The sequence below is a fragment of the Gordonia sp. SCSIO 19800 genome, assembly GCF_018132775.1.
Lineage (GTDB): Bacteria > Actinomycetota > Actinomycetes > Mycobacteriales > Mycobacteriaceae > Gordonia > Gordonia hongkongensis.
Window position 1 is genome coordinate 244113 of record NZ_JAGRQM010000004.1, and the last position, 25755, is coordinate 269867.

A 25755-nucleotide genomic window follows, 5' to 3' on the forward strand; every position below is an offset into this window, starting at 1 on the left:
GGCCGTCGGATGGCAGCATCGCAACTCGTCGGGCGTACCGGGACGGTGACTATGTCGATACCGGGCGGCGAACTCCTCGGGGAGATCGAACTGCCGTTGGCCGGCGGAACCGAGCGGTTCCTCGCCCGCGCCGCCGCACCGATCGGGCTCGACGCGCCCGTTCTGGTCATCGCCGAACGTTCCGGCCGAGTCGTCGACGTCGAGCCATGGGTACCGGTCCCGGGCACGGCGAACCGAACCATGTGAACAACCGATCGTCGAAAGGTCCCGGATGCGGCAGGATCTGACGTCGATACATATCGCCCGCCGCTCGAGGAGAGACCATGCTCGGCTACTACGTTCCCGAACCCGACGAGGCGATGCTGATCTCCGGCGCCAAGTCCGACTTCGACGATGCGCCGTTCGTGGTCGTCGTCGGGCACGGGAAGTGGGTCATGCCCTTCTTCCGGAAGGTCCGTTTCCTGTCGATGGCGTTGCACGAAGCGACGATCCGCGAGGTCTGTGTGACGACCCAGGGCATCCAACTCAACGTGCGGGCGGTCATCGCCCACAAGGTCGGCAACGACGTGGCGTCGATCGTCAACGCCGGACAGCGCTTCATCTCCGAGCAGGAGAACGAGATGAATCAGCTGACCGGACAGATCTTCTCGGGTCACCTGCGTTCCATCGTGGGCTCGATGACCGTCGAGCAGATCATCCGCGAGCGCGACACCCTGGCCCGTCAGGTGCTCGACGCGTCCAAGCGTGAGATGGGATCGATCGGTCTCGTCGTCGACTCGTTCCAGATCCAGTCGATCGACGACATGGATTCCGGTTACATCAACGCGCTGGCTGCCCCGAACATCGCCAAGGTGCAGCGCGAGGCGGCGGTCGAACGTGCTCGCGCCGACCAGGAGTCGGCGAAGGCGCAGCAGGAGTCGCTGCGGAACCAGGCCGACTACGAGCGGGAGACCGCGATCAAGCGGGCTGCGATCAAGGCCGAGACCGACAAGGCCAATGCCGAAGCCGCCCAGGCCGGTCCGCTCGCGCAGGCGCGGGTCAACCAGGAGGTCATCCGCGAACAGTCCGTGCTCGCGCAGGCGCAGGCCGAACTGCGTGAGCAGGAACTGATCTCCGAAGTGGTGAAACCGGCCGAGGCCGAGGCGTTACGACGACAGATCATCGCCGAGGCGGAGGCCAAGGCGGTCGAGATCCAGTCGGCGGCCGCCGCACAGCACAACCGCATCGCCCTCGATCAGCAGCTCATCGAGGCCCTGCCCACGCTCGTCGGCGAGGTCGCCAAGGGCCTCAGCACCGCGAACCTCACCGTGTACAACGGGGCCGAGGGCGTCAACGAGATCATGACCGGTGTGATCACCCAGGGTGCCGCGCTGCTGCGCAGCCTGCAGGATCAGGTGGCGCCCACGGTGGTCGACGGCTCGGCCGGCGAGCAGTCCGTGAACGGTGCGACGGTCGGCGGGGTCTGACCCGGGGATCGACTCGGCGTGGTCGGATCGTCGGGCTTCGCCCGGTTCTCCGCACCGAGTGGATAGGCTCGGGGACCATGAGCTCACCGAACGACGCCGCACCCACGCACCCTGCCTACGGGGTGCTGCGGGAAGTGACCCCCTTCGCGTCGGTCCTGCTGTGCGACAACTCCGGGATGATGGAACTCGACGGCACGAACACCTACGTGCTGCGCGCTCCCGGCAGCGAGGAATGCGTGGTCGTCGACCCGGGACCGCCGAAGTACAAACACCACGCCCGGCGCCTCGCCGAATTGCCCGGGGTCGCACTGGTCTTGGTGACCCACCGGCACTTCGACCACACCGGCGGGGTGTCGCGCCTGCACAAGCGCACGGGTGCGCCGGTACGCGCTCGGTTGGAGAAGCACTGCCGCAACGGGGCGCCACTGCGGGATCGTGAGGTGATCGAGGCCGCGGGTCTGCGGATCACGGTGCTGTTCACCCCGGGACATACGGGGGATTCCGTCAGCTTCCTCGTCGAACACGACGGACAACGTGCGGTCCTGACCGGCGACACGATCCTCGGGAGTGGCACGACCGTGCTCGATCCCGCCGACGGCGGGTTGCGCGACTATCTGAACTCGCTGAACCGCCTGATCGTCGAAGGGGAAGGGGCGGCACTCCTCCCGGCGCACGGTCCGGACCATCCCGATCTGGGCCCCGTCGCGCGGTACTACAAGGCGCATCGCGAGGAGCGGATCGACCAGATCGTCGCCGCTCTGGACACGATGGGTGTCTCGGCCCGCGACGCGAAGCCGATGAAAGTGGTGCGCAAGGTGTACTCCGACGTCGACAAGAAGCTGTGGCCCGCCGCGCGGATGTCGGTGAAGGCGCAGTTGGAGTATTTGCGCGAGGCCTGACCCTTCGAGGGAGGAGCGAAGCCGCCCGCTCCTGGAGGAGCGAGCGGCTTCGTGGTGAACTCGAGTCAGCGCGCGCGGCGCGCGAGACGCTCCGAGTCGGCGATGAGCACGCTCTTGCCCTCGAGGCGCAGCCATCCGCGCTGGGCGAAGTCGGCGAGCGCCTTGTTGACGGTCTCGCGCGATGCGCCGACGAGCTGGGCGATCTCTTCCTGGGTCAGGTCGTGGGTGACGCGCAGCGCGCCGCCCTCCTGGGTGCCGAAGCGCTGCGCAAGCTGCAGCAACTGCTTGGCGACGCGACCGGGCACGTCGGTGAAGATGAGATCGGCGAGGTTGTTGTTGGTGCGGCGCAAGCGGCGTGCCAGCACGCGCAGCAGCTGCTCGGCGATCTCCGGACGGTCCTTGATCCACGCCTTCAGCGCGTCACGGTCCATCGACACCGCGCGGACCTCGGTGACCGTCGTCGCCGACGAGGTACGGGGGCCGGGATCGAAGATGGAGAGTTCGCCGAACATGTCGGACGGGCCCATGATCGTCAGCAGGTTCTCGCGTCCGTCGGGCGAGCGTCGGCCGACCTTCACCTTGCCGGACATGATGATGTAGAGCCGATCGCCGGGCTCGCCTTCGTGGAAGATCACGTGTCCGCGAGGGAAGTCGACGGGCTGAAGCTGCTTGGTCAGCGCCGCGACGGCGGAGGGCTCGACGCCCTGGAATATGCCCGCCCGCGCCAGTACTTCTTCCACCTAGGGAACCTTTCTCGAATCTCTCTACAGCCCGCGTCAGATCGCGCCGTTGGCTACGCTACCCCGCGCACAAGCATATGTGTTGGATGGGTCACTGGAAGCTCATTGCGGGTGTGTCCGATTGGCGGAGTGTCGACGCGGTGGTCGGGCGGTACGGAAGCGGGGGCGGCGACGGCCGGTCAGCTGGCCCGCTGCGGCGATTCGGTGTGGCCGGACACCGCTGATTCGTGACGGGTGACCCGTCGGTCGCGGAGTTCGTCGAGCGCGGCCGGCATGCCCTCGCGGGCGAGGGTCTGGACGTTCTGGGCGTCGGCCGAGTCGAGGAAGTCCTCCACCTCATCGCGTGAGACCGCCGAGCGGTCGATCCGGGACTGGACCTTGTCCATGCCCATGGCGAACAACATGAGTACAGCCGGGAACAGCAGCGCCGCGAGACCGTGCATGGGGACAAGTAAACACAATCGACCCGCCCGGAACCGCATCGAGAGGGCCGCCGTCATTGACTTGTTACCTGACCGTAGGTTGCGCGTGAGCACGCCGATGTGGCCGTGACCAGCCCTTCTCCCAGGGCGAACACGCGGTTCTGACCTGCGGTGATGTTCCATTCAGGGGGTGTGTGAGAGTGCTTCGCCCCGTGTCGGGGGCCAGCGGAATCGGGCTTCGCCGTGCGCATCGCTAACCTGAATCAGGTGAGCGCACGCAAGTCTGCGGCCGCGGGACCGACCCCGGCACGCAAGCAGGAGACCCATCTCGGATTGGTCCGGCGCGCGCGGCGGATGAATCGGACCCTCCAGGTCGCCTTCCCGCACGTGTACTGCGAACTCGACTTCACCGACCCGCTCGAGCTCTCGGTGGCGACGATCCTGTCGGCGCAGTGCACCGATGTGCGTGTGAACATGACCACCCCCGCGCTGTTCGCCAGATACCGGACGGCCGCGGACTATGCCGGGGCGGACCGCACCGAGCTCGAGGAGATGATCCGACCCACCGGCTTCTACCGGAACAAGGCGAACTCGATCATCGGACTCGGGCAGGCGCTCGTCGAGCGGTTCGACGGGGAGGTCCCAGACAATCTGAAGGATCTGGTGTCGCTGCCCGGGTTCGGGCGCAAGACCGCGAACGTGGTGCTGGGCAACGCGTTCGGTGTGCCCGGCATCACCGTCGACACCCACTTCGGCCGCCTGGTCCGGCGCTGGCAGTGGACCGAGGAGACCGATCCGGTGAAGGTCGAGCACGCCGTCGGCGAGCTGATCGAGCGGCGGGAGTGGACGGACCTGTCGCACCGGGTGATCTTCCACGGCCGACGGGTGTGTCATGCGCGCAAGCCGGCGTGTGGGGTGTGCGTCCTCGCCAAGGACTGTCCGTCGGTGGGCACCGGACCGATGGACAAGACCGAGGCCGCGGCCCTGGTGAAGGGGCCGGAGACCGAGCATCTCCTCGCGCTGGCCGGGATCGCGGCCCCGTGAGCGAACCAAGCGGCCCGGCGTCGCCCCGGGGTTCTCGTTTCCCGCCCGCCGCGCGATGGACCGTGGTCTTCGTGGTCGTGATGATCGCGCTCATCGTGGCGATCTGGCCGCGCGGGGACGATCCGGCGCCGATGTCGAGCGCACCGCCCTCGTCGAGTGGAGTCCGCCCGATCGATGCGCCGGTGGACGAGGCGCGTCTGGCGGAGGCGCGCAGCACCGCCGACCTGCCGGACTGCCCGGTCACCGGACTGCCGGAATCGCCGGACTCCGTCCTCGACGGCGTCGTCGAACCCTGCTTGAGCACCGGAGCGCCCTACGACCTCGGTGCCTCGACGGCCGGCCGGCCGCTCGTCATCAACGTCTGGGCGCAGTGGTGCGGTCCGTGCAAGACCGAGCTGCCCTACTTCGAGGAGTTCGCCGCGCGGGCCGGCGACCGGGTCACCGTGCTGGCCCTGCACGCCAAGGAAGGCGGTAGCAACCCGTTCTTCCCGCTGACGCTGCTCACCGAGATCGGAGTCCGCTTGCCGTCCGTGCTCGACCTCGACGGAAAGGTGGCCGCGGCCATCAACGCGCCCAGGGTGTTCCCGTCGACCGTCTTCCTTCGACCCGACGGCACGGTCGCCGAGGTCTATCCCGGTGTCTTCGACAGTCCGGAGGAGATCGCCGATTCGGTGGCCGAGCATCTGGGCGTGCGGATATGAGCGGGCGTTCGCGCGCCGATGCGGGACCGCTGGTCCCGCGGGACGAGATCCCGCCGTGGCTGCGGGCGTTGACCGGCGATGTCACCGCCGTCACGACAAGCGTCGACAACCGCGGCGGTGATCGATCGCGCTGGGCGTCGATGTTGCCGACGAACTCCCGGTCGGCGGCCGTTCTGATCCTGTTCTCGGGTTCGTGGGAGTCGGCCGACGATCATCCCGGCGGGGTGCCGGCCGACGCCGAGGTACTGCTGACCGAGCGCGCTCCCACACTTCGCCAGCACAGCGGGCAGGTCGCGTTCCCCGGGGGCGCGGCCGATCCCGGCGACGACTTCCCGGTGGGCACCGCGCTGCGCGAGGCGGCCGAGGAGACCGGCCTCGACGCATCCGGGGTGACCATCCTCGCGACCCTGCCGAGCTTTCCCGTCGGGGTCTCGGGCTTCGACGTCGTCCCGGTGATCGGTTACTGGCACCGCCCGAGCGAGGTGCGCGTCGTCGACCAAGGCGAGACCGCGCGCGTGGACCGGATCAATCTGCGCGAATTGCTGAACCCGGACAACCGGTTCCAGGTCCGCCGCAAGGCGGTCGGCATCGTCTACAAGGGGCCCGCGTTCTTCGTCGACCAGTTGCTCGTCTGGGGATTCACGGGTGGGCTCATCGCCGCCATCAGCGAGGTGTCCGGCTGGGACCGTCCGTGGGACTCCGCCGACGTTCGTTCGCTGGAGAAGATGATCGAGCTCGCCGGGAGCCGGCAGGAATCCGGGTTCGCGGAGCTGCACCCGGACGACCGCGACGTGGTCGACGCCGGCAACGCCGAGCCCGGAGGTACCCGATGACCGGCTCGACATGGGTCGACATCATCGTGATCGGCATCGCCCTGCTCGCGGCGGCCAGCGGGTACCGGTCGGGTGCGGTCGCCTCGGCCCTGGCGTTCATCGGAGTCGCACTCGGCGCCGTAGCCGGTCTGCTGCTCGCGCCCCGCCTGATCGAGCAGTTCGACGATCTGCAGGTGCGGGTGCTCGCCGGGATTCTGGTGCTGGTCGTGCTCGTGGTCGTCGGCGAGGTGGCCGGCATGGTTCTGGGACGTGCGGCTCGCGGTGGGATCCGGTCGCCCGGGCTGCGCGCCGTCGACAGCGGAGTCGGCTCGCTCCTACAGGTGGTCGCGGTGTTGCTGGCCGCGGGCCTGCTGGCGATCCCGCTTCGCGAGTCCGCCGACCCGGCCATCGCCGGGGCGGTTCGGGACTCGAAGGTGCTCACCGGGGTCGACGCGGTGTCACCGCAGTGGGTCGACGACATCCCGGACGACTTCAAGGCGCTCCTGGACAGTTCGGGACTCCCGAAGCTCCCGTTCGTCAGCACCCCGTCGACGAACGTCGACCCTCCCGATCAGGCGCTGGCCGAACTGCCGGTGGTGACGCAGGCGCGTCCCAGCGTGGTGAAGATCGAAGGCGTGGCACCGAGCTGCCGGCAGGCGCTCGAGGGGAGCGGGTTCGTCGTCTCTCCGGAGCGCGTCATGACGAACGCGCACGTGGTCGCGGGCACCGAACGGCTGGAGGTCCAGACCTCGACGGGGGCGCAGCTCCCGGCGCGCGTCGTGCTCTTCGACAGCGAGAACGACATCGCGGTTCTCGACGTCCCGGGCCTCCGGGCGCCGGCCCTGCGGTTCGCCTCACGCCCCGCGTCGACCGGGGACGACGCCATCGCACTCGGTTTCCCCGAGGCCGGACCGTTCTACGTGAGCCCGCTGCGGGTGCGTGCGGTCTTCGCCCACACCGGTGACGACATCTACCGGACCGGGCAGGTGACCCGTGAGGTCTACGCCGTCCGTGGTCTGATCCGGCAGGGCAATTCGGGTGGGCCGCTGCTGAATTCGGACGGCGAGGTGCTCGGTGTGGTCTTCGGCGCGGCCGAGAATGCCGCCGACGAGACCGGTTTCGTGCTCACCGCCCGTCAGGTGCGCTCCGACTTCGACGAATCCGAGCGACGAAGCGAGCGGGTGAGTACGCAACGCTGCGTCCTCGCCTGACCTCGCGGGCCGATCGGCGCGCGCGGTCAGGCGTGGGTGCGGGTTCGTGGCGTAGGAACTCGAGGATGTGGTCGGTCACCGCGGCCGGTTGTTCTTGATGGACGAAGTGGCCGCTGCCCTCGACCTGCCGATACGTCTGGTGCGCGGCCCATCGGTGACTGTCGGCCATCGCGTCGTCGAGGATGTACGGGTCGTCGCGGCCCCGCAGGGCCAGCACGGGGAGATGCAGCCGCTGGTCCATCAATTCCATGAAGCGGGCGCCGTCGGGTCGGAACTGCGAACGGAACGCCCAGCGCCGGTACTCCAGGCTGCAGTGCGCGACGTTGGGGATCAGCATGGCCGACCGGTTGAGTTCGACGGTGTGCGCGTAGTCGGGTTCACCGCGCCAGGGGGCAGACGACCGTTCCGCGAAGTAGTCGGACACGAAGGCCGCGTCGTCGCGGGTGACCTGCCGTTCACCGAGGCGGGGGATCTGGTTGCGCAGGAACAGAGGTAAGAACTGTGCGCGTTGTGCCTTGTCCCGCAACACGCGTCGACGCAGGGCGCGGGGGTGCGGGGACGCGATGACGACGATCCGGTCGACGACGCGCGGGTGCAGCGTGGCGGTCGCCCAGCAGACCAGGCCGCCGTCGGAGTGTCCGATCAGGGTGGCCCGGGTGTGTCCGAGCGCGCGGACGAGGCCGTTGGTGTCGCCGGCCAGGGTCCAGCCGTCGTAGCCGCGCGGTGGTTTGTCGGTGTCGCCGTAGCCGCGGAGGTCGACGGCGACGGCGCGGAAGCCGGCGTCGGTGAGCGCGGTCAGCTGATGTCGCCAGCTCCACCAGAACTCGCCGAATCCGTGCAGCAGCAGCACCAACGGGCGGTCGTCGGCGGGAACGCCGGCGGGCTGGACGGCGTGGAAACGGACTCCGTTGGCGCGGACGTCGAGATGCTCCCAATCACCCGGGAGACGAACGGTCGAGGGGTCGGGCTCCTCGCTCACGGATCACCCTTCGCGGGCGGGCGGGATTCTCGGGTGCGTGGTGGTGTCGTGCGCCGAGCCGCGGTGGGGCAGGACGGTCGGCAGTTCGTTGACCGTCTCGATCGTCTTCGCGGGTCCGCGCACGCGTTTGAAGAACAGGTATCCGACGAACGCGGCGATCAGGGTGACCGCCACCAGGATGAGGAACACGATGAGGAACGCCAGCCAGCGCCAGACCCACTCGTCGAGCAGTTCGGCGAGGAAGAAAAAGAAGAAGAAGCTCGCGTAGAGCGCCATCACACCGGCGACGATGAGCAGCCCGGTGCCCGCGCCGGCCTTCTTGGCCTCGGTGACCAGCTCGGCCTTGGCCAGCGCGACCTCGGATCGGAACAGGGTGGAGACGCTGGCGGTCGCGTCCTTGACCAGGCTTCCGATCGTCGGCTCGCCGTTGCGGCCGGCGTTGGCGTCGGAGAGCGGGATCGACGGGACGGAGTCCCGGCCCGCGTCGGGCAGGCCGTGCTCGTTGGGGCTCACAGAATCCTCCGTTGTTCGGCTGATGGCCATATGTTGCCATGCGCGGGCGATCCGGGTGGCGAGCCACCCGTCGAATGGAGTGGCGAGCCACCCATCGAATGGCGTGGCGCGAAGACGGGCAGGGCCTGCCGACCTCAGGTCGGCAGGCCCTGGAGAACTCGAACGGCCTCAGGCCTTCTTCGCGCGGATCGCTTCGAAGACCGACGGGTCGACGAGGGTGGAGGTGTCGCCGAGTTCGCGGCCTTCGGCGACGTCCTTGAGCAGACGGCGCATGATCTTGCCCGAGCGTGTCTTGGGCAGTTCGGGCACGACGTTGATCTCGCGGGGTTTGGCGATCGGCGAAATTTCCACCGACACCTGCTGGCGCAGTTCGGCGATCAGCTGGTCCCCGGTGTTCTCCACGCCCTCGCGCAGGATGACGAAGGCGACGATGCCCTGGCCGGTGGTCTCGTCGGCGGCGCCGATGACCGCGGCTTCGGCGACACCGGAGTGCCCGACGAGCGCGGACTCGACCTCGGCGGTGGAGATGCGGTGGCCGGAGACGTTCATGACGTCGTCGACGCGTCCGAGGACCCAGAGTGCGTGGTCCTCGTCGTAGCGGGCGCCGTCGCCGGCGAAGTACCAGCCCTGCTCGGCGAACCGTGACCAGTACGTGTCGCGGAAGCGCTCGTCGTCGCCCCAAATCCCGCGCAGCATCGACGGCCACGGCTGGTCGAGCACGAGATAGCCCTGCTCACCGGCGCCGACGGGGTTGCCCTGGTCGTCGACGATGTTGGCGCTGATGCCGGGCAGGGGCTTCATCGCCGATCCCGGCTTGGTCGCGGTCACGCCCGGCAGCGGCGAGATCATGATGGCGCCGGTCTCGGTCTGCCACCAGGTGTCGACGATGGGCGCGGAGTCGCCGCCGATGACCTCGCGGTACCACTTCCAGGCCTCGGGGTTGATCGGTTCGCCGACGCTGCCGAGCAGCCGGATGCTGGACAGGTCGTGGGCGTCGGGGATCTCCCGTCCCCACTTCATGAAGGTGCGGATCAGGGTCGGCGCGATGTAGTAGATGGTGACGCCGTACTTCTGGATGATCTCGAAGTGGCGGTGCTCGTTGGGGGAGTTGGGGGTTCCCTCGTAGACGACCTCGGTAGCGCCGTTGGAGAGCGGACCGTAGACGAGGTAGGAGTGGCCGGTCACCCAGCCGATGTCGGCGCCACACCAGAAGACATCGCGGCCTTCTTTGTGGTCGAAGACGTAGTGGAACGTGTAGCTGACCTGGGTGAGGTAACCGCCGGAGGAGTGGACGATGCCCTTGGGCTTACCGGTGGTGCCCGAGGTGTAGAGCAGGAAGAGTGGGTGTTCGGCGTCGAAGGCCTCGGCGTCGTGGGTGTCCGACTGTTCGTCGACGGTGTCTTCCCACCACACGTCGCGGCCTTCGACCCAGTTCAGGTCGGGGTCGTGGTTGGTACGACGCACGACGAGGACCTTCTCGACGGATTTCGCGGCGTCGTCGCCGGTGCCGAGCGCCTCGTCGACCTGGGTCTTCAACGGCGCCGGCTGGCCGCGGCGGTACTGCCCGTCGGTGGTGATGACGAGCTTGGCCTCGGCGTCGTCGACGCGGGAGCGCAGCGCTCCGGAGGAGAAGCCGGCGAAGACCACGGAGTGGGTGAGGCCGAGGCGGGCGCAGGCGAGCATCGAGATCAGGGCCTCGGGGACCATCGGCATGTAGATGGCGACGCGATCGCCGGCGACCAGCCCGATGGACGAGAAGTAATTGGCGGCCTTGCTGACCTCGGCGAGCAGCTGGCTGTAGGTGAGGTCGCGGGTGTCGCCGGGTTCACCGACCCAGTGGATGGCGACGCGGTCGCCCTTGCCTGCGGCGACGTGCCGATCCACGCAGTTGACCGCGACGTTGAGCTTGCCTCCGACGAACCACTTGGCGAACGGGGCGTCGGACCAGTCGAGGGTGGTGGTGAACTCGGTGGCCCAGTCCAGCCGCCGGGCCTGCTCGGCCCAGAACTCGAGGCGGTCGGCATCGGCATGGTCATACATCTCGGCGGTGCCGTTGGCCTGGGCGGCGAACTCGTCGGAGGGAGGAAATGCCTGGACGGTGGAGGACATCGGTGACAAGGGCCTTTCGCTGTCGACGGCGGTCACTCAACAGTAGGGTGACCTGGCGTCAGAACGGGCAATCAGTGTGAGCGTAGTCACGTCGCGGTCTAGGGTGGAACCGTCCGGTATGTGAGCGCGGCCGATTGGCGACGAACGGCGGGTGGGCGGCGACGAACGGTCGCGATGCCCTGTGGACCCCGCGCCGACGTCGGAGCGATGCGTTTCAGTCAGTCAACTGACGAACACCGTGAACAATTACAGGTGCGCAATATCTGAAACGGTGACTAACAATGGATCATCGGTATCTATTCGGTTGAGCGCCGCGGGTGTCCGAATCGGTAGCCCTGATCGACCGGACCGAGGGCGACCTGGTGAGCGGTCCGCGGCCGCAACTATCGTCGGTGCGTGACCACCGACCCACTGATGCCCCTGCTGGAGCTGCCCGGCGTCGTCGCCGCCGCCGATCGAGCACGGGATGCCCTGTCCGCAGTGCACCGGCACCCCGCCAACCTGCGGGGATGGGACAAGACCGCCACCGAGGCGTCGTGGCGGGCGGGCCGGTCCTCGGCCGCGATCGACGGTGGAAGTGTCGAGCTCCGACGCGACGGCGACTTCGACGACCCCATCCTGGCCGGCGCCATGCGGGTGTCGCAGGCCCTCGACGGCGATTCGCTGGTCACACTCACCTCGGTGATCCGCCGGGCACCCGCGCAAGCGCTGGCGAGGTTGCACACCCTTGCCGCCGCGGACCTCGTCGACGACCCGGAAGATCTCGGGCGGCCCCGGAGCGGGACGGATGTCGCCGAACGTCTCAACTTGTTGGGGCAGTTGACAACCGGCGCCACCTCGGTTCCGGCGCCGGTGCTCGTGGCGGTGGTGCACGGCGAGTTGCTGGCGGTGGACGCCTTCCCCGCTGCCAACGGTGTCGTCGCTCGTGCCGCGTCTCGGCTCGTCGGCGCCGCGACCGGGCTGGACCCGCACTGCCTCGGCGTGCCGGAGGTGACCTGGTTCAAGCGGGTCGGCGAGTATCGCACGTTGGCTACGAACTTCGGGGCTGGTACCGAGTCGGGCCTGCGGGACTGGATCATCTTCTGCTGCGAGGCCCTGGAAGCCGGTGCGGCCGAGGCGAAGTCGATCGCGGACGCGGCCCGGTCTGGTTAGTCTCGCGAGGTCTCGAACCCGGCCCGGACAGCACTGCCGGCGGCCGCCGGCGTCGTAAACGACGCGGTTGCCGCCCGCGTAGCACGGACTCAAGTTACCAAGCGTGCTTGGTGGGTTGTGGTCACCGCCTCGGCGATTGATCGCGAGTCGGGATTACTGACCGTCCACGTGCTGCCAGCTGTGGGCCATTCCTCTCGGGCCTGGCGCCTCACGAGAGGAAGGCGGTGGCGCATCGAGTGGTGGCGGTCGGTCGTCCTGACTGTGATGTCGCAGGCGCACAACACTTTTGCCATATGCGGCGTGCTCCGCGTGGGTGCTTGCCGCCCGTGCTGGGAAGTGCTCGGCGTGGGGGTTCGTTCCTTCTCTTCCGGATCGAACTTGGCCTTCCGAGATTCCGTAACCACTGTTCTACACCGTGATGCCGATCACATCAAGCGTTCCGCGCCGGAATGTTGAACGACTTGCGGATGCCAGCGAAACGCTCTGCGACGCACCATCTTCGACGCAATCGGCAGCTGGTTCGGGGGTGGTAGGTGGCCGATTCGGAGTTCGGCGGCCTCGAGCGGGAACGTTGCAAAGACGTTGCGCGTTTCGCGGGCCTGAATCGCGATTCCCGAATATGCGCCCGGAACGGGCGTCTGATTCGATCTGCTGGTTACTCCGCAGTAGAACGGACATTAGTGAATGGGATTGTTGTGCTTGCAAATAACCCAAAACCGTGTGTATAGTCATCGGTACCCGGTTCTCATACCGGTGCGTTTCAGCCCGACCCCCCGGGGCTGAAACGTGACGACCCCGGCCTCCTCCCCCCCTGGCCGGGGTTGTCCTCTGTCTGGGGTCTTTTGTAGCCCGAGACCCCGCTGGTCGCGAGAGTTTGTCCACAGCCTTCGCCGCCATCCCCAATTGCCCGGGACCCCACCCGTCGGAGCGCCGCACCTGCCGCATGATCGGCCGCATGCCCGATGAACTCCTGGTTCTCGTAGACCCCGAACTCCACGACGACGTCGCACGGTGCGCCGCCGCAGCCGGATACCACGTGATCAGCGCGCCGGCGGACGATTGCCGGCGCGAATGGTTGACCGCCCGGGCCGTCGCGGCCGACCCATCCGCGATCGCCCTCCTCGCCCGGGTGCGCCCACCTCGGCGACCCGGCCTCGTACTGGTGAGTGCGGCCGAACCGGGAGCACACATCTGGCGGATGGCGATGGAGCTGGGTATCGAGGACTCATCGACGCTCCCGGCCGACGAAGGACGCCTCGTCCGGGTACTGACGGAGTGCCGGGTGCCCAGACGCCGACCCGCGGGTGTCGTGGCGCTCATCGGTGCTCACGGTGGTGCCGGGGCGTCGACCCTGGCAGCGGCGGTCGCGCTGACGTCGGCAGGTGCCCAGTCGCCCACGCTGCTGCTCGACCTCGACGACATGGGCGCCGGAGCCGACCTCCTGCTGGGCATCGAGCGCCGCCGCGGGCTGCGGTGGCAGGATCTCTCGCTCGACGGCGGGGTCGTCGGCGGTACGGCGCTCCACCAGGCGCTGCCGAGCGCGGGCGAGGGCCTGGCGGTGTTGACCTCACAACGCCTGCCGAGCGCCGGGTTGAGTGTCGATGCGGTCACCGCGGTCATCGACGCGGGGCACACCCATGGTGATCTCGTCGTGCTCGACCTGCCCCGGTCCGACGCACCGGTGGTGCGCGCCGCGATCGCATCCTCCGACGTCGTGGTGGTGGTGACCACACCCACCGTCGGCGGATGTGCCGCGGCTCGACGCATCGTCGACCGTGTCGTCGGTGACGAGGTGGCCGTCGAGCTGGTGGTGCGCGGCCCGTCGCCCGGCGGGTTGCGTCCGCAACAGGTGGCCGATGCCATCGGACTCCCACTGCTCGCCGCCTATCGGCCGGAGCCCCGTCTCGCGGGGCGGCTGGAGGGTGGTCCGTTGCGGTTGCGACGCCGCAGTCCGCTCGGACGCGCGGCGCACACCGTGCACGCCAGGGTCGCCGAGCACCGACAGCGTGCGTCGTGACCCAGGCGCGAATCGACGGACCGGCCGACGAGGCGCTGTTGGACCGGGTGCGCTCGCGACTGGCCGCCGCCGCGGCCGACCCGAGTCCGGCCGTCATCGCCGACGCGATCCGCGCAGAGGCCGGGGGAGTGCTGGGTGACACCGACCTGCTCGCCGCCCTCCGCTTCCTGCAGACCGAGCTGACCGGGGCGGGCAAGCTCGAGCAACTCCTCGCCGAACCCGACATCGCCGACATCCTGGTCGCCGGTCCCGACGAGGTCTGGGTCGACCGCGGATCCGGACTCGAGCAGACGACGATCCGCTTCCCGGACGAGGCGTCGGTCCGCCGCCTCGCGGGTCGGCTGGCGCTGGGCGCCGGGCGGCGGCTCGACGACGCCCAGCCCTGGGTCGACGGGCAGTTGTCGAACGTCGGTCGGCGCGGATACACCGTGCGGCTGCACGCGATCATCCCGCCGCTTGCCGCGGACGGGACGTGTATCTCCTTAAGGGTCCTGCGTTCGGCGTCCAAGGATCTGCCGAGCCTCGTCGAGAGCGGCGCGATCCCGTCCGAGGTGGTGCCGATCATCGGGGACATCCTCCGGAACCGCCTGGCATTCCTGGTGATAGGCGGTACGGGGACCGGCAAGACGACCCTGCTCAACGCACTGATCGGAGCGATGGATCCGCGCGAGCGGGTCGTCTGCGTCGAAGATGCGCTCGAACTGGCCCCGCGCCATCCGCAGGTGGTGAGGTTGGTCGCGCGCGCGTCGAATGTCGAAGGCGTGGGCGAGGTGCCGGTGCGGACCCTGGTCCGTCAGGCGCTTCGGATGAGACCCGACCGGATCATCGTCGGAGAGGTTCGCGGCGGTGAGGTCATCGACCTCCTCACCGCGCTGAACACCGGGCACGACGGGAGTGCCGGCACGGTCCACGCGAACTCGACGTCGGAGGTGCCGGCGCGGATGGAGGCCCTCGCCGCCCTCGGAGGCATGGCCCGCGACGCTCTCCACAGTCAGCTGGGTGCCGCACTGCAGGTGGTGCTCGGCGTGGCGCGCAACGCGGGCGGGACCCGCGGACTCGCCGAGGTCGGGGTCGTCCGGCGCGACGACGCCGGACGCGTGACGATCGTGCCGATCTGGTTGCGGAACAGCGGATTCACGGCGGAGCGCGATCACTTCGACCGGTTGGTCGCCGGGCGTGGGCCGGTGTCGGGGGACCGACGATGATGTCCACGCCGGTCGCCGTCGCGCTGGTCCTGGGAGCCGTGGGCGTCGCGCTGCCGCTGTCGGCCGCGCCGCGAGCGAGACACCGACTCCAGACGGTGTCCGGACAACCCCGCCCCGCCCGGAGATCGGCACCGGCCGTGCTGATCCCGATGACGGTCCCGTTCGGGGCGCTCCTGATCGGCGGGTTGGCGGCCGCCGTCGCAGCCGCGATCGTCGTGACGGTCGTGCTGTGGGTACGTCGGCGGCGGTCGGCCGAGAAGCGCCTCGACCGCCAGTCGGATGACTTGCTCCTGGGGCTGTCGCTGATGATCGCCGAACTGTCGGTGGGTGCGCCACCGGTCCGGGCCTGCGAGGTCGCGGTCGCCGAACTCCGTCGTCGCGAGCCCCATGACCCGGCCACCGGAGCGGAGATCGCGAACGGGTTGGAGTCGATGGCGTTCCGGGCCGCCCTGGGCGGGTCGGTGATCGACCCGGTGTCCGGGGCCGGCCTGGCGGGCAGGGTCTCGGGTGAGGCGTCCTGGCGTCGTATCGGCGTGGCCTGGCAGATCGCCGAGGACCGCGGCCTGCCGATGGTCGACCTGCTCGGTGCAGTGCGTTCGGATCTTCAGGCGCGGCGTGGCTTCGCGGATCGGACGCGAGCCGGACTGTCGGGACCGCGGGCGACGGCGGCGGTCCTCGCCGGTCTGCCATTGCTCGGGATCGCCCTGGGTCAGGCGACCGGTGCGGGTCCGATCCAGGTCCTCCTCGGCGGTGGCCTGGGTGGGATCCTGCTGGTGGTCGGGTGCGCTCTGGTCGCCGCGGGGATCGGCTGGTCCGAGCGCATCACCGGCAAGGTGCTGGCACGATGATCGCCGGCGGCCTCACCGGCACTGCGTGTTCGGCGGTGCTGCTCGCGGCCGCGCTGTGGATCTGGCCCGCGCCGCGCTGGCTGCTCTATCGGGTGACCGATCCGCCGCCGCCCGATCGCACGCCGCGGTGGCTCGGTGCCGGTCCCACCGCCGACGACCCGTTCGCGGTCGCGGCGGCCTTCGATCTGTTCGCGGTGTGCCTACGCGCCGGTCTGCCGGTGGGGACCGCGGCCTCGGTGGTCGCCGAACGCGCGCCGGCGTCGATGGCGGCGCCCCTCGCTCACGTCGCCGACCTGCTGCAGCTGGGCGCCGATCCGGACGCGGCATGGTCGGCCCTGCTCGACGGACCGGACGGCGAGACGTCGGACGACCATCTCGATGCACTCGCCGCGATGGCGCGCCGGTCGGCGCGGGCCGGCTCGTCGCTGGCCGGCGGCCTCGCCGAACTCGCCGATGATGTTCGACGCCGGGCGCACGACGACGCACTCGCCGCCGCCGAACGGGCCGGTGTCGCGATCAGCGGCCCGCTCGGACTGTGCTTCCTGCCCGCGTTCATCTGTCTCGGGATCGTCCCGGTCGTCGTCGGGCTCGCCTCGTCGGTTCTGGGTTCGATCTGACGTGCTTGTCGGTGCGACGACGCAGAATGTTCTCCATGACCGACTCCGGGCACCGACACCATGCGATCGACTACATCGAACTCACCGTCACCGACTCGGCCGCGGCGCAGGCGTTCTACGCTGCTGCGTTCGGCTGGCAGTTCAACGACTACGGTCCCGCATACGCGGGGATCGCGAATCCAGGCGGCCCGGACCTGCCCGAGGTCGGGGGTCTCGCGACGAGCGAGGTCGCAGCCGTGCGCGGTGGTCCGCTGGTGCTGCTCTACTCCGACGATCTCGACGCCTCAGTGGAGCGGGTGCGCGCGGCGGGTGGCGAGATCGTGAACGGCCCCTCTGCTTTCCCCGGTGGTCGTAGGTTCCACTTCACCGATCCCAGCGGCAACGAACTCGGGGTGTGGTCGACCTCGTAACTGGCGATCGTCCGGGTTTGCGCCGGAACGGCATGGTCGGCAAATCCGAGGGATCCGAACGGCGACGCGCTGCGTCCAAGTACGTGCAACACCGTTCACTCGGTTCCATCGACTCCCAGGAGAGACCATGTCACGCACCATGTTCCGGACCCACGACGCCACCCAGGCCGCGGCGCCGCACGATCGAAGCGATGTGATCGGACGTCTCGGCGCGCACATGACGCGCCTGATGGCCGACGAGGAAGGCATGTCCACGGCGGAGTATGCGATCGGCACCATCGCCGCGGCGGCGTTCGGGGCGATCCTCTACACGGTGGTCACCGGTGACAACATCGTGAGTGCCCTGACGGGCATCATCGGAAAGGCGCTCAACACCTCGGTCGGTTGATGTACCGCCGAAAGTGGCTGCGACGCCTGCTCGCCGACGAATCAGGCATGGTGACGGTCGAGGCCGCGTACGCGATCGCCGCGATCGTCGTCATGGTGCTCATCGCCGTGGGTGCGGTCGCCGCGGTGACCACCCAGATCCGCTGTACCGATGCGGCGCGCGAGGTGGCTCGCCTGTCCGCTGCGGGTGATGCTTCGGGGCGCGAGGTCGCGCAACGGCTGGTCGGAGACGGTGCGCGCGTGTCGATCTCGGATGCGGACGATCGGGTCGTCGTGGTCGAGGTCCGATCGGGTGTGGCGATGCTGCCGGGTCTCACGGTGTCGGCCCGAGCGGTCGCGGCCAAGGAGCCGACAGGTGCGGATCAGGTGGTGTTCGCGCCGGGGGTGGGGCCATGACGCGCCGTCGTGGGCTGATCGCCGACGACGACGGTCACGCAACGGTGTTGGGCGCATTCGTGATCGCGGCGCTGGCTGCGGTTCTCGTCATGGTGATCTATGTCGGGGCAGCGGTGCTCGCCCGCCACCGCGCCCAGTCGGCGGCCGACCTGTCCGCTCTGGCCGCGGCGATCGATCATGCCGCGGGTGAGTCGAATCCGTGCGCGGCGGCACGAGATCTGAGCCGCCGACAGGGCTCGGGGGCCGAGCTCGTGGAGTGCCGTACCGCCGGAGACGATGTGGTGGTGACGGTTCGGGTGCCGGTGGCGCTCGGGAGTTTCGGGACGAGCGACGCCACCGCCCAAGCGCGCGCGGGACCGGTTGACTGACGTGCCGGAGGGCGGCTCTACCCGAGACCGTCGGATTCGACGGAGATCCGCTTGGGATACACCCGGATGGACTGCATGGGCGCGAACCACAATTGGTGGAAGCGCACGTCGGTGTCGCCGCGATAGGCGAGTTCGAGCGCATCGGTCCCGGTGTTGAGCGGAATCCACGATCGGGCGGCCCGGACGAACGACGACCAGTGGATGAGTTCCCCCTCGGTGAGGAAACCGCCTGCCGCTGCCCAGGTTTCGCCGGACTGGGCATCGGTGGACGCCAGATAGACCTCACCGAGGGAGGCGGTGACCCGCGGACCGACCATCGCCGTCTGCAGATACCACTGTGCCGTGGTCACGACATCGGTGAAACCTCCGGAACGGGCCGCGCACCAGGCGTAGTGGAGGTCCAGGGCGTCGAGCGCCTCGTCTTCGGAGAAGAACACGTCGCGCTCGCCGATGGACGACGGCAACTGGTCGGTGTTCTGCGTCGGGCGGGCGAGCAGGAAGAAGGCACGAGAGGGTCGGGTGACCTGACGATACGTGTGGGTCCCCCGGTCGGATGCCTCGTCATGCATGGGCCAAGTATTCCCGACGGAGAAGATCCAGGACGGCTACTGCGCCATACTTGTCGAGCGGATCGTTACCGTTGCCGCATTTGGGACTCTGCACGCAGGATGGGCAACCGCTCTCACAACCGCAGCTGGCCACGGCGTCTCGGGTGGCGTCGATCCAGGTCAGGAACGCCGAATGCCCGCGTTCGGCGAAACCGGCACCGCCCATGTACCCGTCGTAGACGAAGACCGTCGGCAGACCGGTGTCCGGGTGGAGGTCGGTCGAGAGTCCACCGATGTCCCACCTGTCGCAGGTCGCAACCAGAGGAAGGAGGCCGATGGCCGCGTGTTCCGCGGCGTGCAACGAACCGGGCAACCGGGTCTCGTCGATACCGGCGTCGGCGAGTGCCTCCGTTGTGAGGGTGTACATCACGGCGCGGGTGCTCAGGGTCTGCTCGGGCATGTCGAGCTCGACGGCGTCGAGCACCTCTCCGGTGCGCAACGTGCGCAGGTAACCGACGACCTGATGGGTGACGTCGACCTCCACGAATGCGACCGTCAGCGGGCCGAATCGCCGGCTCGCGAGCGTCGCGGTGATGCTGATGTCCGTCGTCTCCCGCGCCGACGTCGTCCAGTCCGGGTCCTCCGGATGCGCCAGCGCGAGACCGTCGTCGAGGTCGAGCTCGTCGACGAGATAGGTCTCGCCCTGGTGGATGTGGACGGCGCCGGGGTGCACCGTCGACATGGCCCGGCCGGTGTCGACGGTACCGAGCAGCTGCGACGTCGTGGTGTCGACGATCAGGACCTGCCCGCCGATGCCGCCGCGGATGTCGACGTCGGCGTGGGGTTCGGTTCCGGCCGTGACGTACCAGCCGGACTTACGTTTGCGCAGCAGGCCGTCGGCGGCCAGGTCCTGCGCCACGTCGCGGGCGTTCCAGGCGTCGATCTCGCTGTCCGACAGCGGTTTCTCCATGGCGGCGCACAGCAGGTGCGGACCGAGGATGTACGGGTTGGCGGGGTCGGTGACCGTGGCCTCGACGGGTTTGCCGAGGAGTGACTCCGGATGATGCACGAGGTAGGTGTCGAGCGGGTCGTCGCGGGCGACGAGCACGACGAGTGAGTCGCCGGACTCGCGCTGGCGTCCCGCGCGCCCGGCCTGCTGCCAGAACGAGGCGACCGTTCCGGGGTACCCGCTGACGATCACGGCGTCGAGTCCGCTGATGTCCACGCCGAGTTCGAGCGCATTGGTGGTGGCCACGCCCAGCAGTTCGCCGTCGGAGATGGCCTTCTCCAGACGTCGCCGATCGTCGGCCAGGTATCCCGCCCGGTACGCGCCGATCCGGGACTCGAGCTCGGGGGCGCTCTGTGACAACAGGTGTCGCGCGCCGAGTGCGGTCAGTTCGACGCCCCGCCGGCTCCGGGCGAAACACAGTGTACGAGCACCTTCCACCACGAAATCGGCCAGCAGTCGGGCGGATTCAGCGCCGGCCGAGCGTCGGACGGGTGCACCGTTCTCGCCGGTGACCACCGGCAGGAAATCGGGCTCCCAGAGGGCGACGGTCCGCTCCCCGCGGGGAGATGCGTCCTCGGTCACCGCGACGGCCGGTTCACCGATCAACCGGCCCAGCGCCTCGGCCGGTTCGGCGACCGTCGCACTCGCGCCGATGACGACCGGATCGGCACCGGCGGCCCGCGCGATCCGCAGCAGACGCCGCATCACCAGGGCGGTGTGAGACCCGAACACGCCTCGGTAGTGGTGACATTCGTCGACGACGATGAACCGCAGATGCCGGAAGAACTGACGCCATCGGTGGTGATGGGACAGGATGCCGATGTGCAGCATGTCGGGGTTGGTGAAGATCCAGCGCGAATGGGCGCGCGCCCACTGCCGGATCTCGGGGTCGGTGTCGCCGTCGTATGCGCACGGCTGGAGGTGCCCGAACTCCGGTCGCCCGGCGATGATCGAGGACACCGCCCGGATCTGGTCGGCCCCGAGAGCTTTTGTCGGCGCGAGGTATAATGCGGTCGCATTCTTTTCGTTCAGAAAAGAAGTGAGAATGGGCATTTGATACGACATCGATTTGCCCGATGCGGTCCCGGTGCAAATAGCCACATGATTGCCGCGGAATGCGGCGTCGGCCGCGCGCGCCTGGTGAGTCCACACCTTCTCGATGCCGTTGTCGGCGTAGGCGTCGATCAGGGGCTGCGGCACCCACTCCGGCCAGGCGTCGAAAGATGGTGAGCGCGATGGGATTACCGAGAGGTGGGTGAGCGGGGAGGGGTCGGCGTCGGACCCCGCGAGGGTGCGGGCCAACAGGCCTGTCCCGAATGTGGAGTACTGCATCTTCTGGTGAGAACTCTTCGAAATAGTGTTGCAGCGACGGGTCTCCGACCTGCGTCGATGTTACCGGCTGGTGTCGTTGGTCTGAAGTTTGACGAGGTTTTGACTCACTTTGGTTCGTGTGACTATCGCTGGGGGGCCGAACATGATTGACTGGTTCCGGCCGCAGCTTTCGCGACCCACCGCCCGGTGGGCGACAAGCATGTTGCAGCCGTGGTACTGAGGTTAGTTTGGCGGATCGATGCAGATCTTCGCGGGGCTCTTTGAGGTATGGCGGTCGACCGGCCACGACACGATGACCCATCGTGTCGCGACAGTTGATATGTAAAGGATTGCAAGAATGGCACAGGGAACTGTGAAGTGGTTCAACGCGGAAAAGGGCTTCGGCTTCATCGCGCCTGATGAGGGTTCCGACGACGTGTTCGTCCACTATTCCGAGATCCAGGGATCCGGTTTCCGCACCCTCGAGGAGAACCAGCGGGTCGAGTTCGAGGTCGGTCAGGGCACCAAGGGGCCGCAGGCCACCGGCGTCCGCGCTGTCTGAGAAGACCCGCGTGTGACTGCACCAAGCAGTCGGGGCAAACCACCGCTCCCGTTTCGATTCGTCGAGGCGGGAGCGGTTTGTTGTCTGGCTCCCGTTCCGCAGCGCTCCGCGCGTCGCGAACGCGCCACCTGAACCGCCCACCTATTTCCGAGACACAGCACTAGTCTCGAATCGTGGGCCAGTTGTCGTTTTTCTCCGCGGAGACCGAACAGCCCGCGTACGCCGACCTCGCGGGGCTGCTCGCGGCGCACGGACAGGCCGTCCGCTCCGAAACCGGTACGCGGGTCTCGATCGTGGTCGCCGACCGCTGGCGGGCAGAGCAGATCGTCGTCGAGATGCGTGCGGCCGGCCTCGAAGCCGAGTCGACGGTCTCGGACGAGGGCACGCCGCTGGCCCGGACCGCGCCCTGCCATGAACTCGATCCCCTGCACGCGGCCTGGTCCGCGGGAGCGGTCAAGGCGATGCCCCCCGGCTGGGTTCCGAGTTTCCGGGCCCTGCGCCTGTGGGTGATCGCCGCCGGTCACTCGGATGCCGGCCGCTACCAGCTCGGATTGGATCCCCACGCTCCGGAGTCGCACGCGGCACTCGCCACGGCGCTGATGCGGGTCGGCATCGCACCAACCCTCGTCGGTACGCGCGGGCATTCCCCGGCCCTGCGGATCGCAGGCCACCGGCGCCTGTCCCGGTTGCACGAGTACGTCGGCGTCCCGCCCTGTGCCGAGGCCGTCGCCGACTGGCCTCCGGTCGACGAGCATTAGTCATCCCGCATTCGAGCCGTTGAGCTGCTACAACGGGTCGGAACGGTGTCGGATCGGTCACCTCGCCGGGTCCGAGACGGAATTCAGATGTGCAAACGGCGCTATACATAAGGTACAAACCCATCGAACACACCTGAACTGACACGCAGGAACGTTCTCCACCCAGTCAACCGAAGGACGCCCCGGTGGCAGAGACCAGCACCGCATCCCGCTCGAACAGGGGTATTCGACGCCTCGTGATCGTCGAGTCCCCGACCAAGGCCCGCAAGATCGCCGGGTACCTGGGGGCGAACTATGTGGTGGAGTCCTCCCGAGGGCACATCCGCGACCTCCCGCGCGGTGCCGCCGACGTGCCGGCCAAGTACAAGGGGCAGTCCTGGGCACGTCTCGGCGTGAACGTCGACGAGAACTTCGAGCCGCTGTACGTGGTGTCGCCTGACAAGAAGTCGACCGTCAGCGAACTCAAGTCGCTGATGAAGGACGTCGACGAGCTCTACCTCGCCACCGACGGTGACCGCGAGGGGGAGGCGATCGCCTGGCATCTCCTCGAGACCCTCAAGCCGAAGATCCCCGTCAAGCGCATGGTGTTCCACGAGATCACCGAGCCGGCCATCCGGGCGGCTGCCGAGAACCCGCGTGACCTCGACATCGACCTCGTCGACGCGCAGGAGACCCGACGCATCCTCGACCGCCTCTACGGCTACGAGGTGTCGCCGGTGCTGTGGAAGAAGGTCATGCCGAAGCTGTCGGCGGGCCGTGTGCAGTCGGTGGCGACGCGCATCATCGTCGAGCGGGAGCGCGAGCGCATGGCGTTCGTGTCGGCCGAGTACTGGGATATCTCCGCGACGATGGACGCGAGCGCGGAGAGTGTGGACAGCTCCAATCCGCAGACCTTCAAGGCGCGGCTGGTCAACGTCGACGAAGCCCGGGTCGCCACGGGACGCGACTTCGAGTCGACGGGTGTCCTGAAGAGGTCCGACGGCGTCATCGTGCTCGACGCCGACCGCGCCGAGAGTCTGGCCACCGGCCTGCGAGGCGCGGGGATGACCGTCACCTCGGTCGAGGAGAAGCCCTACACGCGCCGTCCGTACGCGCCGTTCATGACCTCGACGCTGCAGCAGGAGGCCGGCCGCAAGTTGCGGTTCACCTCCGACCGCACGATGCGGATCGCGCAGCGGTTGTACGAGAACGGCTTCATCACCTACATGCGTACCGACTCGACGAGCCTCAGCGAGTCGGCGATCAACGCCGCCCGCGCCCAGGCCCGCGAGCTCTACGGCGACAACTTCGTCCACCCGACGCCGCGTCAGTACACCCGCAAGGTCAAGAACGCCCAGGAAGCTCACGAGGCGATCCGACCCGCCGGTGAGACCTTCCGTACCCCCGGCCAGGTGGCCGGGCAGCTCGAGGCCGACGAGTTCCGCCTGTACGAACTGATCTGGCAGCGCACGGTCGCGTCGCAGATGGCCGACGCCAAGGGCACCACTCTGAGCCTGCGTATTGCCGGTACCGCCTCTTCCGGAGAGCGCTGCACCTTTGCCGCGTCAGGTCGCACGATCACCTTCCCGGGCTTCCTGTCGGCCTACGTGGAGACGGTCGACGAGCTCAGCGGCGGCCAGGCCGACGACGCCGAGAACCGGTTGCCGCAGCTCACCGAGGGGCAGTCGCTGACGGCCACCGACCTGACGGCCGACGGTCACTCCACCAACCCGCCCGCGCGGTTCACCGAGGCGTCGCTGGTGAAGGTGCTCGAGGAACTCGGGATCGGCCGACCGTCGACGTATGCGTCGATCATCGGCACCATCCAGGACCGCGGGTACGTGGTCAAGAAGGGCAACGCCCTGGTGCCGTCGTGGATCGCATTCGCGGTCGTCGGTCTGCTGGAGGCGTACTTCCAGAGCCTCGTCGACTACGACTTCACCGCGACCCTCGAAGACGACCTCGATCAGATCGCCACGGGTAACGAGAACCGCACGAAGTGGTTGTCGGAGTTCTACTTCGGCGATGATCACCAGGGTGCCGACGGTGAAACCCGTTCCGCCCACTCGGCAATCGCGCAATACGGCGGTCTGAAGAAGCTCGTCGGCGTCAATCTCGAGGAGATCGACGCACGGCAGGTCAACTCCATCCGTCTGTTCAACGACGAAGAGGGCCGCCCGATCTACGTGCGGGTCGGCCGTTACGGGCCGTATCTCGAGCGCAATGTCGCCGCGGACGGTGCGGAAGAGGATCTGCAGCGCGCCAACCTGCCCGCTGACATCACCCCGGACGAGTTGACCCTCGCGGTCGCCGAAAAGCTCTTCGCGACACCGCAAGAGGGGCGTTCGCTCGGTACGGACCCCGCCACCGGTCACGAGATCGTCGCCAAGGAAGGACGTTTCGGTCCGTACGTGACCGAGGTCCTGCCGTCGGACGACGATGACGACGACGGGGACACGCCCGCAACCATTCCCGCGGGCCCGACGCCGCGTGACGGCGGGTCGGGGGGCGGTACCGAAGGTTCGGACGCCGCCGACGGCGACGTCGTCCCGCTCGACTCGCCCGGCGGGGGCACGGCCACCAAGACGAAGCCGGCGGCGAAGAAGACCGCGAAGAAGGCGGCGAAGAAGGCCGGTCCCAAGCCGCGTACGGGCTCGCTGTTCAAGACGATGGACATCTCGACGGTCACGCTCGAGGACGCTCTGAAGCTGCTGTCGCTGCCGCGCGTCGTCGGCGTCGACCCGGAGTCGGGCGACGAGATCACCGCGCAGAACGGCCGGTACGGCCCGTATCTCAAGAAGGGCTCGGACTCGCGGTCCCTCGGCACCGAGGAGCAGCTCTTCGAGATCACCCTCGACGAGGCGCTGAAGATCTACTCGGAGCCCAAGCGTCGCGGTCGTCAGGCCGCCGCGCCGCCGTTGCGTGAGCTCGGCAAGGACGACGAGGTCAGCGGCAAGCCGATGGTCATCAAGGACGGTCGGTTCGGACCGTACGTGACCGACGGCGAGACCAACGCCAGCCTGCGCAAGGGCGACGAGGTCGCCTCGATCACGCCGGAGCGCGCGATGGAGTTGCTCGCCGATCGTCGGGCACGTGGCCCGGCCAAGAAGGCTGCGAAGAAGACCACGAAGAAGGCGGCGGCGAAGAAGGCCCCCGCCAAGAAGGCAGCGGCCAAGAAGACGGCGGCGAAGAAGACCGCAGCCAAGAAGACGACGGCGAAGAAGACCGCAGCCAAGAAGTCGACCGCCAAGAAGACGGCGGCCAAGAAGGCGACGCCGGACGCCGAGTAAAT

The 25755-nt window shown here is 68.4% G+C and carries 26 protein-coding genes; 19 read left to right on the top strand and 7 right to left on the bottom strand.

Annotation, left to right across the window (positions count from 1 at the left end; translation table 11 throughout):
* The first annotated feature begins 9 nt into the window (after positions 1–9).
* The 3 genes from KB201_RS06925 to KB201_RS06935 all read left to right on the top strand — a co-directional run bounded on the left by KB201_RS06925 (position 10) and on the right by KB201_RS06935 (position 2365).
* Positions 10–246, top strand: a complete 237-nt coding sequence (locus tag KB201_RS06925; protein WP_058251086.1) for a hypothetical protein — start codon at positions 10–12, stop codon at positions 244–246.
* A gap of 77 nt (positions 247–323) precedes the next feature.
* Positions 324–1466 (top strand): flotillin family protein, encoded by a 1143-nt coding sequence (locus tag KB201_RS06930; protein WP_058251087.1) that lies wholly within the window; start codon positions 324–326, stop codon positions 1464–1466.
* Positions 1467–1543: 77 nt separating this feature from the next.
* The gene (locus KB201_RS06935; RefSeq protein ID WP_078111781.1) at positions 1544–2365 is read left to right on the top strand and encodes an MBL fold metallo-hydrolase; all 822 of its coding nucleotides are present in this window, start codon (positions 1544–1546) and stop codon (positions 2363–2365) included.
* A gap of 65 nt (positions 2366–2430) precedes the next feature.
* Here the strand turns inward: KB201_RS06935 and KB201_RS06940 are convergent, their stop codons facing one another.
* Positions 2431–3105 (bottom strand): Crp/Fnr family transcriptional regulator, encoded by a 675-nt coding sequence (locus tag KB201_RS06940; protein ID WP_004022089.1) that lies wholly within the window; start codon positions 3103–3105, stop codon positions 2431–2433.
* 179 nt (positions 3106–3284) lie between these two features.
* Positions 3285–3548 (bottom strand): hypothetical protein, encoded by a 264-nt coding sequence (locus KB201_RS06945; RefSeq protein WP_058251089.1) that lies wholly within the window; start codon positions 3546–3548, stop codon positions 3285–3287.
* A 333-nt stretch (positions 3549–3881) separates the two neighbouring features.
* Between KB201_RS06945 and nth the strand changes: the two genes are divergently transcribed.
* The 4 genes from nth (at position 3882) to KB201_RS06965 (ending at position 7295) form a co-directional block, all read left to right on the top strand.
* Positions 3882–4571, top strand: coding sequence for an endonuclease III (gene nth, locus KB201_RS06950; protein WP_223258841.1), 690 nt, complete (start codon positions 3882–3884; stop codon positions 4569–4571).
* An 80-nt stretch (positions 4572–4651) separates the two neighbouring features.
* The gene (locus KB201_RS06955) at positions 4652–5272 is read left to right on the top strand and encodes a TlpA disulfide reductase family protein (RefSeq protein ID WP_249145213.1); all 621 of its coding nucleotides are present in this window, start codon (positions 4652–4654) and stop codon (positions 5270–5272) included.
* The gene (locus KB201_RS06960; protein ID WP_211538700.1) at positions 5269–6105 is read left to right on the top strand and encodes a CoA pyrophosphatase; all 837 of its coding nucleotides are present in this window, start codon (positions 5269–5271) and stop codon (positions 6103–6105) included. Before KB201_RS06955 ends, KB201_RS06960 begins: the two co-directional genes overlap by 4 nt.
* Positions 6102–7295, top strand: a complete 1194-nt coding sequence (locus tag KB201_RS06965) for a MarP family serine protease (protein WP_065630682.1) — start codon at positions 6102–6104, stop codon at positions 7293–7295. The genes KB201_RS06960 and KB201_RS06965 overlap by 4 nt, the downstream gene beginning before the upstream one ends.
* Here the strand turns inward: KB201_RS06965 and KB201_RS06970 are convergent.
* From KB201_RS06970 to acs, 3 genes are all read right to left on the bottom strand, one after another.
* Entirely contained in the window at positions 7210–8274 is a 1065-nt protein-coding gene (locus tag KB201_RS06970) for an alpha/beta fold hydrolase (RefSeq protein ID WP_078111776.1), read from the bottom strand. The two genes, KB201_RS06965 and KB201_RS06970, sit on opposite strands and share 86 nt — an antisense overlap.
* A 3-nt stretch (positions 8275–8277) precedes the next feature.
* Positions 8278–8787 carry a phage holin family protein gene (locus KB201_RS06975; RefSeq protein ID WP_058251095.1) on the bottom strand — a complete coding sequence of 170 codons (510 nt, stop codon included), beginning with the start codon at positions 8785–8787 and terminating at the stop codon, positions 8278–8280.
* A 168-nt stretch (positions 8788–8955) separates the two neighbouring features.
* Positions 8956–10896, bottom strand: coding sequence for an acetate--CoA ligase (acs, locus tag KB201_RS06980; RefSeq protein WP_058251096.1), 1941 nt, complete (start codon positions 10894–10896; stop codon positions 8956–8958).
* A gap of 396 nt (positions 10897–11292) precedes the next feature.
* Here acs and KB201_RS06985 point away from each other — a divergent pair, with 396 nt between their 5' ends.
* From KB201_RS06985 to KB201_RS07025, 9 genes are all read left to right on the top strand, one after another.
* Positions 11293–12048 carry a hypothetical protein gene (locus tag KB201_RS06985; RefSeq protein ID WP_058251097.1) on the top strand — a complete coding sequence of 252 codons (756 nt, stop codon included), beginning with the start codon at positions 11293–11295 and terminating at the stop codon, positions 12046–12048.
* A 955-nt stretch (positions 12049–13003) separates the two neighbouring features.
* Positions 13004–14065, top strand: coding sequence for a septum site-determining protein Ssd (gene ssd / locus KB201_RS06990; protein ID WP_058251151.1), 1062 nt, complete (start codon positions 13004–13006; stop codon positions 14063–14065).
* Positions 14062–15270, top strand: coding sequence for a TadA family conjugal transfer-associated ATPase (locus KB201_RS06995; RefSeq protein WP_211538701.1), 1209 nt, complete (start codon positions 14062–14064; stop codon positions 15268–15270). Before ssd ends, KB201_RS06995 begins: the two co-directional genes overlap by 4 nt.
* Positions 15267–16118, top strand: a complete 852-nt coding sequence (locus KB201_RS07000; RefSeq protein WP_078111774.1) for a type II secretion system F family protein — start codon at positions 15267–15269, stop codon at positions 16116–16118. Before KB201_RS06995 ends, KB201_RS07000 begins: the two co-directional genes overlap by 4 nt.
* Positions 16115–16735 carry a type II secretion system F family protein gene (locus tag KB201_RS07005; protein ID WP_211538702.1) on the top strand — a complete coding sequence of 207 codons (621 nt, stop codon included), beginning with the start codon at positions 16115–16117 and terminating at the stop codon, positions 16733–16735. Before KB201_RS07000 ends, KB201_RS07005 begins: the two co-directional genes overlap by 4 nt.
* A gap of 35 nt (positions 16736–16770) precedes the next feature.
* Positions 16771–17145, top strand: a complete 375-nt coding sequence (locus KB201_RS07010; RefSeq protein WP_058251153.1) for a VOC family protein — start codon at positions 16771–16773, stop codon at positions 17143–17145.
* Positions 17146–17272: 127 nt separating this feature from the next.
* Complete coding sequence (locus KB201_RS07015; RefSeq protein ID WP_082652892.1) at positions 17273–17533, top strand: DUF4244 domain-containing protein; 261 nt, start codon at positions 17273–17275, stop codon at positions 17531–17533.
* Positions 17533–17928: a TadE family type IV pilus minor pilin gene (locus KB201_RS07020; protein ID WP_058251100.1), complete on the top strand. Its 396-nt coding sequence runs from the start codon at positions 17533–17535 to the stop codon at positions 17926–17928. The genes KB201_RS07015 and KB201_RS07020 overlap by 1 nt, the downstream gene beginning before the upstream one ends.
* Positions 17925–18296: an Rv3654c family TadE-like protein gene (locus KB201_RS07025; RefSeq protein ID WP_211538703.1), complete on the top strand. Its 372-nt coding sequence runs from the start codon at positions 17925–17927 to the stop codon at positions 18294–18296. Before KB201_RS07020 ends, KB201_RS07025 begins: the two co-directional genes overlap by 4 nt.
* 17 nt (positions 18297–18313) lie before the next feature.
* Here KB201_RS07025 and KB201_RS07030 read toward each other — a convergent pair whose 3' ends face one another.
* Positions 18314–18865 carry a hypothetical protein gene (locus KB201_RS07030; protein WP_211538704.1) on the bottom strand — a complete coding sequence of 184 codons (552 nt, stop codon included), beginning with the start codon at positions 18863–18865 and terminating at the stop codon, positions 18314–18316.
* Positions 18858–21185, bottom strand: coding sequence for a DEAD/DEAH box helicase (locus KB201_RS07035; RefSeq protein WP_211538705.1), 2328 nt, complete (start codon positions 21183–21185; stop codon positions 18858–18860). The genes KB201_RS07030 and KB201_RS07035 overlap by 8 nt, the downstream gene beginning before the upstream one ends.
* Before the next feature lie 337 nt (positions 21186–21522).
* Between KB201_RS07035 and KB201_RS07040 the strand changes: the two genes are divergently transcribed.
* The 3 genes from KB201_RS07040 to topA all read left to right on the top strand — a co-directional run bounded on the left by KB201_RS07040 (position 21523) and on the right by topA (position 25753).
* Positions 21523–21726 (top strand): cold-shock protein, encoded by a 204-nt coding sequence (locus KB201_RS07040; RefSeq protein ID WP_004022110.1) that lies wholly within the window; start codon positions 21523–21525, stop codon positions 21724–21726.
* 173 nt (positions 21727–21899) lie between these two features.
* A complete protein-coding gene (locus tag KB201_RS07045) occupies positions 21900–22484 on the top strand; it encodes a hypothetical protein (protein ID WP_065630531.1) in 585 nt (194 codons plus the stop codon).
* A gap of 185 nt (positions 22485–22669) precedes the next feature.
* A complete protein-coding gene (gene topA / locus KB201_RS07050) occupies positions 22670–25753 on the top strand; it encodes a type I DNA topoisomerase (protein WP_211538706.1) in 3084 nt (1027 codons plus the stop codon).
* Positions 25754–25755: the final 2 nt, after the last annotated feature.

Coding starts and splice junctions, on each gene's coding strand:
- KB201_RS06925 (WP_058251086.1), top strand. CDS start 10: ATGGCAGCATCGCAACTCGTCGGGCGTACCGGGACGGTGACTATGTCG.
- acs (WP_058251096.1), bottom strand. CDS start 10,896: ATGTCCTCCACCGTCCAGGCATTTCCTCCCTCCGACGAGTTCGCCGCC.
- KB201_RS07015 (WP_082652892.1), top strand. CDS start 17,273: ATGTCACGCACCATGTTCCGGACCCACGACGCCACCCAGGCCGCGGCG.
- KB201_RS07000 (WP_078111774.1), top strand. CDS start 15,267: ATGATGTCCACGCCGGTCGCCGTCGCGCTGGTCCTGGGAGCCGTGGGC.
- KB201_RS06935 (WP_078111781.1), top strand. CDS start 1,544: ATGAGCTCACCGAACGACGCCGCACCCACGCACCCTGCCTACGGGGTG.
- ssd (WP_058251151.1), top strand. CDS start 13,004: ATGCCCGATGAACTCCTGGTTCTCGTAGACCCCGAACTCCACGACGAC.
- KB201_RS07010 (WP_058251153.1), top strand. CDS start 16,771: ATGACCGACTCCGGGCACCGACACCATGCGATCGACTACATCGAACTC.
- KB201_RS07005 (WP_211538702.1), top strand. CDS start 16,115: ATGATCGCCGGCGGCCTCACCGGCACTGCGTGTTCGGCGGTGCTGCTC.
- KB201_RS07030 (WP_211538704.1), bottom strand. CDS start 18,865: ATGCATGACGAGGCATCCGACCGGGGGACCCACACGTATCGTCAGGTC.
- KB201_RS06965 (WP_065630682.1), top strand. CDS start 6,102: ATGACCGGCTCGACATGGGTCGACATCATCGTGATCGGCATCGCCCTG.
- KB201_RS06945 (WP_058251089.1), bottom strand. CDS start 3,548: ATGCACGGTCTCGCGGCGCTGCTGTTCCCGGCTGTACTCATGTTGTTC.
- KB201_RS06955 (WP_249145213.1), top strand. CDS start 4,652: ATGATCGCGCTCATCGTGGCGATCTGGCCGCGCGGGGACGATCCGGCG.
- KB201_RS07035 (WP_211538705.1), bottom strand. CDS start 21,185: ATGCAGTACTCCACATTCGGGACAGGCCTGTTGGCCCGCACCCTCGCG.
- KB201_RS07020 (WP_058251100.1), top strand. CDS start 17,533: ATGTACCGCCGAAAGTGGCTGCGACGCCTGCTCGCCGACGAATCAGGC.
- KB201_RS07025 (WP_211538703.1), top strand. CDS start 17,925: ATGACGCGCCGTCGTGGGCTGATCGCCGACGACGACGGTCACGCAACG.
- KB201_RS07040 (WP_004022110.1), top strand. CDS start 21,523: ATGGCACAGGGAACTGTGAAGTGGTTCAACGCGGAAAAGGGCTTCGGC.
- KB201_RS06930 (WP_058251087.1), top strand. CDS start 324: ATGCTCGGCTACTACGTTCCCGAACCCGACGAGGCGATGCTGATCTCC.
- KB201_RS06960 (WP_211538700.1), top strand. CDS start 5,269: ATGAGCGGGCGTTCGCGCGCCGATGCGGGACCGCTGGTCCCGCGGGAC.
- nth (WP_223258841.1), top strand. CDS start 3,882: ATGAATCGGACCCTCCAGGTCGCCTTCCCGCACGTGTACTGCGAACTC.